General features: G+C 57.8%; 8 protein-coding genes and 2 tRNA genes. 5 read left to right on the forward strand and 5 right to left on the reverse strand.

Annotation, left to right across the window (positions count from 1 at the left end; all coding sequences use genetic code 11):
* Positions 1–750 (reverse strand): hypothetical protein (locus tag JNL86_02775; GenBank protein MBL8041826.1); only part of this gene is annotated, 750 nt, incomplete at its 3' end.
* Positions 751–939: 189 nt separating this feature from the next.
* Between JNL86_02775 and JNL86_02780 the strand changes: the two genes are divergently transcribed.
* The 3 genes from JNL86_02780 to JNL86_02790 all read left to right on the forward strand — a co-directional run bounded on the left by JNL86_02780 (position 940) and on the right by JNL86_02790 (position 5,100).
* Positions 940–2,643, forward strand: coding sequence for a glutamine--tRNA ligase/YqeY domain fusion protein (locus JNL86_02780; GenBank protein ID MBL8041827.1), 1,704 nt, complete (start codon positions 940–942; stop codon positions 2,641–2,643).
* A 146-nt stretch (positions 2,644–2,789) separates the two neighbouring features.
* The gene (locus JNL86_02785) at positions 2,790–3,125 is read left to right on the forward strand and encodes a hypothetical protein (GenBank protein MBL8041828.1); all 336 of its coding nucleotides are present in this window, start codon (positions 2,790–2,792) and stop codon (positions 3,123–3,125) included.
* A 127-nt stretch (positions 3,126–3,252) separates the two neighbouring features.
* Entirely contained in the window at positions 3,253–5,100 is a 1,848-nt protein-coding gene (locus JNL86_02790) for an ABC-F family ATP-binding cassette domain-containing protein (GenBank protein ID MBL8041829.1), read from the forward strand.
* A 9-nt stretch (positions 5,101–5,109) separates the two neighbouring features.
* Here JNL86_02790 and JNL86_02795 read toward each other — a convergent pair.
* From JNL86_02795 to gltX, 3 genes are all read right to left on the reverse strand, one after another.
* A tRNA-Gln gene (locus tag JNL86_02795) sits at positions 5,110–5,183 on the reverse strand.
* A 53-nt stretch (positions 5,184–5,236) separates the two neighbouring features.
* A tRNA-Gln gene (locus JNL86_02800) sits at positions 5,237–5,310 on the reverse strand.
* A gap of 67 nt (positions 5,311–5,377) precedes the next feature.
* Positions 5,378–6,793 (reverse strand): glutamate--tRNA ligase, encoded by a 1,416-nt coding sequence (gene gltX, locus JNL86_02805; GenBank protein ID MBL8041830.1) that lies wholly within the window; start codon positions 6,791–6,793, stop codon positions 5,378–5,380.
* 117 nt (positions 6,794–6,910) lie between these two features.
* Between gltX and JNL86_02810 the strand changes: the two genes are divergently transcribed.
* A complete protein-coding gene (locus tag JNL86_02810; GenBank protein ID MBL8041831.1) occupies positions 6,911–7,609 on the forward strand; it encodes an FAD-dependent oxidoreductase in 699 nt (232 codons plus the stop codon).
* A 26-nt stretch (positions 7,610–7,635) separates the two neighbouring features.
* Here the strand turns inward: JNL86_02810 and JNL86_02815 are convergent, their stop codons facing one another.
* Positions 7,636–8,052, reverse strand: a complete 417-nt coding sequence (locus tag JNL86_02815; GenBank protein MBL8041832.1) for a 2Fe-2S iron-sulfur cluster binding domain-containing protein — start codon at positions 8,050–8,052, stop codon at positions 7,636–7,638.
* A gap of 215 nt (positions 8,053–8,267) precedes the next feature.
* On the opposite strand from JNL86_02815, the gene JNL86_02820 reads away from it, so the two are divergent.
* Entirely contained in the window at positions 8,268–8,747 is a 480-nt protein-coding gene (locus JNL86_02820) for an Rrf2 family transcriptional regulator (GenBank protein MBL8041833.1), read from the forward strand.
* Positions 8,748–8,814 lie beyond the last annotated feature (67 nt).

The raw sequence follows: 8,814 nt of genomic DNA on the forward strand, positions 1-8,814 counted from the left end.
CGTCAGCACCGCCGACGTCTGCATCAAGTAGCAGGCCCGCAGGTATTTCTCGGTCAGGACCGAGCAGGGATACAACAGGTCCTGGGGGTTGAGAAAACTGGTCACGTCATGGTGATGATGGCCACCGGCCGGTTGCGCCCGTTGCGCCTGCTGGAAGGTCACGATGTTTTCCATGAACACCCCACCGTAGCAGGATTCTCGATCCCAGCTCCCCGGCAAGGCATCACAAAACGCCAAACTCTTGAGCACGTCATAGCGGAACTGAATGGTCAGTCCATGCCCAAGGCCGTGCAGACAATTGTAGCGCTGAAATGAGTAGGCAGAGACCGTCTCGCTGATGGGGCACAGCGGGAGGATATGTTGCGGCTCCACCTGGGACAGGCTGCTGAGGAAGGCCTGCAACACCCCATGATAGCAGCCAGACCAAAAGACATCCCGGCAATGCGACATCGCCAGCGGCGCCGTTCCATAGTGGGCAAATGCGCGTTGGCCGATGTGGTGCACGAGCGGATGCGCCTCGCGCAGCGCTTCAGGGTCCTGCGCCGTGATCTGTTCCAGAGCCGTCAAGGCTGGCTCGGCCCCCTCGGCTTGCAACACCGTCTCCAGATACCGTTGATAGCATTCCATCTTGGTCTCAAACGGCTGAGTGCGGCAGGTCTCCGGCGGTGTCGGCTCACTCGCCTGCAGCCCGCCAACCCATACCAAACCGAGCAGCACCACCAACAACCGTGCGCTCCATTGACCACGCATGATTCTCTCTCCCTGAGTTCAATCGCGACCGATTACTTCAGACTTGTGATTCTAAAATACCCACCGGAATCGATCCAGAAAAAATCACCTCGCCACGGAGCAACAGCGTGCCCCCCTTCTCCCACCCTGTGGTTCTGTGATAGAACCATGCGCGTTTCATCATCGTGCCTCGACGAGATCGCAGCCACCATGTCCACGACGCCAGAGCCTCCTACACGCTCCGACTTCATTCGCGAAATTGTTGCGGCCGATCGTGCCGCCGGCAAACATGACGGCCGGGTGGTAACCCGCTTTCCGCCGGAACCGAACGGCTATCTCCATATCGGACATGCCAAATCCATCTGCCTCAACTTCGGCATTGCCAATGAGCAACCGGGCGGAATCTGCCACCTCCGCATGGATGATACCAATCCGACGACAGAAGACCCCGAATATGTTCAGGCGATTCAAGAAGATGTCCGCTGGCTGGGGTTCGATTGGCATGACCAGATGTTCTTCGCATCCGACTATTTCGAGCGACTGTATGGGTACGCGGAGATCCTCATCAAAAAAGGCCTTGCCTATGTCGACAGCCTGACGGCCGACGAGATGCGCCGCTACCGCGGAACACTCACGGAACCGGGACAGGCCAGCCCGCATCGCACCAGGAGCATCGACGAGAATTTGGACCTGTTCCGTCGGATGCGGGCGGGCGAATTTCCCGACGGCGCGCATGTGCTCCGCGCCAAAATCGACATGGCCTCGCCGAACATCAATCTCCGCGATCCGGTGCTCTACCGCATCCGGCATGTCGCCCATTACCGCACCGGCACGACCTGGCCTATCTACCCCGCATATGATTTCGCGCATCCGCTGTCCGATGCGATAGAAGGCATCACCCATTCGATCTGCACCTTGGAATTTGAAGACCACCGGCCACTGTATGACTGGGTCGTGGCTCAATGCGAGACGCCGCAGCGGCCGCAGCAAATCGAATTTGCCCGGCTGAATGTGACCTTTACCGTCATGAGCAAGCGCAAATTGCTCGATCTCGTCGAGCGCAAGGTGGTCAACGGATGGGACGATCCACGCCTGCCGACGCTCAAAGGACTGCGCCGCCGCGGGTTCACGCCCGAAGCTCTGCGCGCATTTTGCGAAGCAATCGGCGTCGCGAAGCGGGATGCCATCGTCGAAATGCAGCTCCTCGAACACTTTGTCCGCGAAGACCTGAACAAGCGCGCTCCGCGCGTCATGGCCGTCCTCCGCCCCTTGCGCCTCGTGATCGAAAATTATCCCGAGGGACAGGTCGAGCAGCTCGATGCCGTCAACAATCCTGAAGATCCGTCCGCAGGCACGCGTCAGGTCCCCTTTTCCCGCGTCTTGTATATCGACCAGGACGATTTCAAAGAAGATCCGCCCAAACAATTTTTCCGGCTCGCCCCGGGCCGTGAGGTGCGGCTGCGTTACGCCTACATCATCACCTGTGTTGGCGTCGTGAAGGACCCTGTCACCGGCGAGATCACAGAACTTCGCTGCACCTATGATCCAGAAACGAAGAGCGGCGGTGCGCAGGCACAACGAAAAGTGAAGGCCACGATCCACTGGGTGTCGGCGAGCCATGCCGTCGACGCGGAAGTACGGCTGTATGAGAGTCTCATGCTCACGGATCCCAGCAAGATTCCTGCCGATCAGGATTGGACGCAACAGCTCAATCCCCATTCCCTGGAACGGCTGCCGTCGTGCAAAGTAGAACCCAGCCTGGCCTCAGTCGCTCCCGGCACCAATGTCCAATTTGAACGGGTCGGCTACTTTTGTGCCGACCCCGATTCGGCGCCGACCAGGCTCGTGTTCAACCGAACCGTGACGCTCAAAGACGCCTGGGCCAAGATCGAGAAATCCCACACCTCGCGTTGATCGGCTCATTCCGCCTTGAATCAGCCCAATTCCCCCGCAAAGTACTGGGGCGCCAGCCTTCTGCCACCTTGAACCTTCTCCTGTCGATGAACGAGAATCACTCCTCGCTCGGTTGATCGCTTCATGATCACAAAGGAGTGACGACGATGGTGACAGGATCGGGCAGCGAAGATCATCAGGCAGAACGCGGGTCATTGCGGGAGCGCCTCTTGCGCCTGGAAGCGGCGATTCCGAGCGCGGCGACTAGCGCGCAACCAATCCTTACGAATATTCACCGCTCCATCCGCCGGCTCCACGATCAACTTCAGCGCATCGATGTGACGCCTCTCCTACCCCGCTCTCTCGTCGGCCATGTTCGCTGCTTCGATTGCGGCACCACCGACATGGAATCGTTTCATACCTCCACACAGGGCGGCTACCATCTCTGCCCGGCCTGTTTTCAGCAACGGCTCCGCACGGGACGTGCCAAGACCGCTCATTAACCATTGCGTTCTCCGTTGATCTCGACGCCGCGTCGACCCAGAAAGCACCACCCCCTGCCGCTAGCCCTGGGCCCTTCCTGCACCGTATACTGCACGCTTTCACTGTCGCGAGAGAGGTATCCCGGGTATGGCCCCGAACATTCTATTGAGTTGCGAATCGATCAGTAAGAGTTACGGGGTGCGAGCCCTGTTCGCCAACCTGAGCTTGGCCTTGTGCGAAGGTGACCATGTCGGACTGATCGGCCCGAACGGGTCCGGCAAGTCGACCTTGCTGAAAATTCTGGCCGGGCTTGAGCCGCCGGATACCGGCACGCGCACCCTGCGCGGCCATACACGGGTGGGATATGTCCCTCAGGAACCGAGTTTTCCTGCCGGCTTCAACATCGAACAAGTTCTGCAGCACACTCTCACCGAGGCAGGCCGTGATCCTCACGAAGAAGGCGGCCGGATCGCCCGAGCCCTCAGCATCGGCTCCTTTCCGGATCCTGAACACGATGTGGACACCCTGTCAGGAGGCTGGCGCAAACGTCTCGCCATCACGCAAGCCTTGCTGCTCGAGCCGGACGTGCTGCTCATGGATGAGCCGACCAACCATTTGGACGTCGAGGGCATCCTCTGGCTGGAACGGTTGCTCAAGAATCGCGCCAAGGCCTTTCTCGTCATCAGTCACGACCGTCGATTTTTGGAGGCGATCGCCACGCGCATGGTCGAACTCAATCGTTGTTATCCCGAAGGGCGCTTTGAAGCCAAAGGTCGCTACAGCGATTTCTTGGAGCAGCGAGATGCCGCACTGCAGGCGCAGGCCGACTATCAGTCCTCGCTGGCCAATCGTGTCCGACGCGAAGTGGAATGGCTGCGTCGAGGGCCCAAGGCCCGCACGACCAAAGCCAAGGGCCGCATTCAATCTGCCGGCAAACTGATCGAGGAATTGGACCAGGTCGAATCCCGCGCTGCGCAGTCGTCGATCGGCATCGACTTTTCCGCCTCGGGACGAAAATCAAAACAACTGCTCGTCGCGAAAGCCGTGACGAAGCGTTTCAATGAGAAGCCCGTCGTCACGAATCTGGACCTGCTCCTCGGGCCCGGTCAACGCTTGGGCCTCCTTGGCCCGAACGGAAGCGGCAAGACCACCCTGCTTCGACTGCTGGCCGGCACGCTGGAACCGGACTCCGGCACGATCATGCGGGCCGACGGGCTGCGCATCGTCTCCTTCGAACAACATCGCGAATCACTGGATCAGGCCGCCACCCTGCGGCGGGCATTGGCCCCCTCAGGCGATGCGGTCGTGTACCAAGGCCGCTCTGTCCATCTGGCATCGTGGGCAAAGCGGTTCCTCTTTCGACCCGAACAGCTCGACCTCCCGGTCTCGCGGCTATCCGGCGGTGAACAGGCGCGACTGCTGATTGCCCAACTGATGTTGCAACCGGCAGACCTGCTCATTCTGGACGAGCCGACCAACGATTTGGATATTCCGACGCTGGATGTGCTGGAAGATAGCCTGCTCGAATTTCCCGGCGCACTCGTGCTCGTGACGCATGATCGGTGGTTACTGGATCGCGTCTCGACCATCCTGCTGGCGCTGGATGGTACCGGCCGACTCGAATGGTTTGCCGACTATGCCCAGTGGGAAAGCGCGCAGGAACGGGCCGCTGAATCCGAAACGGGCGGGAACAATGATGATACTGCTCCCGCCGCGACCGACCAAGGGGCAGGGACTGCGACGATTCGCAAACCCAAAAAACTCAGTTATCGAGAACAGAAGGAATGGGGCACCATTGAAGAGACGATTCTGAAGGCCGAGGAGCAGGTCGCCACCTGTCAGGCTGCCCTGCAGGATCCAGCGGTGGTGTCGAATGCCGTGGAATTGCAGGCACGGAGCGAAGCCTTAGTGGAGGCACAGGCTGAAGTGGAGCGACTCTATGCGCGCTGGGCCGAACTGGATGAGAAACGCGCACAGACGGTGCAGAGTTCGTGACGAGAAAATTGGCTGGGGGACTAGGAATCGAACCTAGGTAGCCAGCTCCAAAGGCTGGCGTCCTACCGCTAGACGATCCCCCAGCGCGGTACGGAACCGAGACATCGAGCTGAAGAGCAAGGCATGAGCAAGGTTTTGGCTGGGGGACTAGGAATCGAACCTAGGTAGTCAGATCCAGAGACTGACGTCCTACCGCTAGACGATCCCCCAACCGGTCCACACAGTAATATAAGCCTCTCCATTGCGTCAAGATCGAGCGCGATTCTTGAACGGCCAATCAGGATCTGGAGGCTTGCTCGATTCCCTTACGCAATCGAATCAACGTACGTTCCCGGCCGAGAACTTCCATGACTTCGAACAATCCGGGGCTTGCCGTCCGGCCAGTCAAGGCCACACGTACCGGCTGAGCCAGCTGGCCCATTTTGATCTCCTCTTGCTCGACCAGTTTTTTGAACGCCTTTTCCCACTCGTGCTTGGAGAAGACCGGAAACGCCTCAAAGCGCTCCACGAGCTTGATCAACACGGGGGCCTGAGCCGGAGTCAGGAACTTCTTCGCGGCATCCTCATCAAACGATACGGCGTCGCCGAAGTAGGGCCTCACCCAATGGACCATTTCGACGAGCGTTTTGGTTCGTTCCTTCACCAGGACGACCAGTTGCGCAAGCCACTCTGTGGAAACAGCATGAACTTCGTCTTTGAGATCGGTTTGCTCGAGCAACGGCACCAACGCCTTCGCCACCTGCTCGGGCGGATTGGTCTTGAGGTATTCGGCATTGAGCCACAGCAACTTGTCCGGGTTGAAGACGGCTGGCGACGTCTGGACATTCTTCCATGAAAATTTTTCGATCAGCTCTTGCCGCGAAAACAGCTCTTGGTCTCCATGCGACCAACCAAGCCGGACCAGATAGTTCACCATGGCATCAGGCAGGTAGCCCATGTCTTTGTATGCCATGATGGAAGTCGCGCCATGACGCTTCGAGAGCCGCGTTTTATCGGAGCCCAGAATCATCGGTAAGTGGCCGAAGCGTGGCAGCGGGAATCCCAGGGCCTGAAAAATAGGGATCTGACGAGGCGTATTCGTGAGGTGGTCATCCCCCCGCACCACATGGGTAATACCCATCAAGGCATCGTCCACCACCACGGAAAAGTTATACGTGGGAAAGCCGTTCGATCTGAGAATGATGACGTCATCCAGAATCTGATTGTCGAACACCACCCGGCCCTTGATCAGATCATCGACAATCGTCTCACCGGCCTGCGGAGCTTTGAACCGGAGCGCCGCGTCACCGGTTGGCTTGGCCAGGCCCAGGTTTCGGCACCGTCCATCATATCTTGGCGATCCGCCCTTGGCCTCCGCTTCTTTCCGGCGCGCTTCTAGCTCCTCCGGCGTACAGACGCACCAATAGGCATGGCCCTGCTCAAACAACTGCATGGCATGACTTCGATAGAGATCCATGCGTTCGGTCTGCCGAAAGGGACCTTCGTCCCAATCCAATTTGACCCAGCGCATGCCATCGAGAATGGCTTGAATCGATGCGTCGGTGGAACGATCCTGGTCCGTATCTTCGATCCGAAGAATAAACACGCCATTCTGCTGCCGGGCAAACAGCCAATTGAATAAGGCCGTCCGCACCCCGCCGATATGGAGGAAGCCGGTCGGACTGGGCGCAAATCGAACCCTGACCTGACTCATCGCGTCACCGTAGTGTGAGTGGGAAAAATGAACGGGGGGGTATCTATACCATGGCACCGAAACGATGTACAGAACTGGGCTGTTCCATTCTGAATCTGTTTTTGCTAAGAACAGTCCATGGCTGAACCAACACAACTTGCTGAAGTCGTCTCGCTCACCACATTGACTCCCCACACCACAGAGCTGGTGCTCCGCCCGGTCGAGTCTCCGCTCTCGTTTAAACCCGGCCAGTGGATCTCTCTCCAGTTACCAATCGGCGACCATCCGCCATTGAACCGGGCCTATTCCCTGGCAGAGCCCCCGACATCCACCGGGCATCTCACACTCGTCTTCGATCATGTTCCGGGAGGCAAGGGTTCGAGCTATCTCTCGTCGCTCAATGCCGGAGATCGCGTTCCTTTCTCGGGGCCCTATGGTCATTTCGTGCTTCCCGAGCCAACAATACCGCATTTGCTGTTGATCGGCCGTTACTCAGGACTCGTCCCCCTCCGCTGCATGATCCGCGCCCTAGTGGGACAGGACACCATGCATTCGACGACTCTGATTGCCCATGCACCGACCACCAGCGAACAGTTGTACCACGAGGAATTCATGGCGCTCGCCTCGAGGCACTCCAACTTTCAGTATCTGCCGTTCGTGAGTGAAGCCCCAGAGGGTCATGCAGGGACGGTGGAGGCGATCAAGCAACTGGCCGGAAACGGCCATCGCGTCACACCCATGATCGCAGGGATCAAGGCCTTTGCCCGCCCGTTGCGCAGCCTGTTCATGGACCTAGGGTTTGATCGGCGGGAAGTGAAACTCGAAACGTACGACTGAAGCCTAGCCCGGTTCGTCCACCCGGATTAATGCCCTTCCTTCGCGAGATTCTTATTGATGGCGGGAATCTCCACGGTGACATCCGTCGTCCCGTTCGGCACGCACTGGCACCCGAGTCGGGACTGCAAGGTCGTGGCGGGAGCCTCATCTAACTGATCGAACTCATCATCTGTCCCTTCATTACACGTCTCCAGCCCCTTTTTGACCATGACGTGACAGGTAGAGCAGGCACAGACCCCTCCGCAGACATGCTCCAGATCGATGTCGTTTCCCATGGCGATATCAAGAATGCTACCCGGTAGCCCCGTCGGGCCATAGGGAATCTTGTCCGGCTGGACCGCGACCTTCTTTTCGCTCTTGTCCGGAAAAATGAAGGTCACGGTGTAGGGTTTAGACGGTAACTCGACATCCGCTTTTTCAATATAGGGATTCGTTCCACCCATGTTGATCAGCCTCTTTTCTTTTCAAATCCATCAATGAGGGACACGAGGGATGATGTGACCTTCCATCACCTGACATTTGTCGTTGGACCTCGTCTGTTTCCGATTCTCTAACTCCGATCGCCCTTGACAGGTCAAAAGATCACATGATAGCTTTTGTACGACTCATTTGATCGGAGATCATTATAGTCTCCGACTTTAAAGATCGGCAATAGGCCATGCTGAAATTATCAAAAAAGGCAGATTACGGATTAATGGCGCTGCAACACATTGCCTCCAACCAATATGGCGATGTGGCTCATGCCCGGGTGGTGAATACTAAGGAAATCGCCGAGGAATATCATATTCCGGTCGAACTGCTCGCAAAAGTTCTTCAGACCCTGTCGAAAAGCGGCATCATTGAGAGCCATAACGGCCCCAAGGGTGGATATCTCCTTGGCAAGAATCCACGGGAAATCACGATTGCCCACGTACTTGAAAGCCTGGAAGGGCCGCTCGGCATCATGGATTGCTCTCACGAAAAAGACGGTGATGCCTGCATGCAGCGCGAGCACTGTAACATCCGGACCCCGCTCCTGAAAATCCAGAACAGCATCTATCAGCTTCTGAATAATATGACATTGCAAGATATGCTGGGGGGCACCCCCCTCATCACCATTCAATCCGTCGCGGCGGAACAACAAGGAGTCGAGCGATGAAGTTCCCGATCTACCTGGATAATCATGCGACCACCCCGATGGACCCTCGGGTGCTGGAATCAATGCT

This window comes from Nitrospira sp., assembly GCA_016788885.1.
Taxonomy (GTDB): domain Bacteria; phylum Nitrospirota; class Nitrospiria; order Nitrospirales; family Nitrospiraceae; genus Nitrospira_A.

Coding starts and splice junctions, on each gene's coding strand:
- JNL86_02790 (MBL8041829.1), top strand. CDS start 3,253: ATGGCCCCGAACATTCTATTGAGTTGCGAATCGATCAGTAAGAGTTAC.
- JNL86_02785 (MBL8041828.1), top strand. CDS start 2,790: ATGGTGACAGGATCGGGCAGCGAAGATCATCAGGCAGAACGCGGGTCA.
- JNL86_02780 (MBL8041827.1), top strand. CDS start 940: ATGTCCACGACGCCAGAGCCTCCTACACGCTCCGACTTCATTCGCGAA.
- gltX (MBL8041830.1), bottom strand. CDS start 6,793: ATGAGTCAGGTCAGGGTTCGATTTGCGCCCAGTCCGACCGGCTTCCTC.
- JNL86_02815 (MBL8041832.1), bottom strand. CDS start 8,052: ATGGGTGGAACGAATCCCTATATTGAAAAAGCGGATGTCGAGTTACCG.
- JNL86_02810 (MBL8041831.1), top strand. CDS start 6,911: ATGGCTGAACCAACACAACTTGCTGAAGTCGTCTCGCTCACCACATTG.
- JNL86_02820 (MBL8041833.1), top strand. CDS start 8,268: ATGCTGAAATTATCAAAAAAGGCAGATTACGGATTAATGGCGCTGCAA.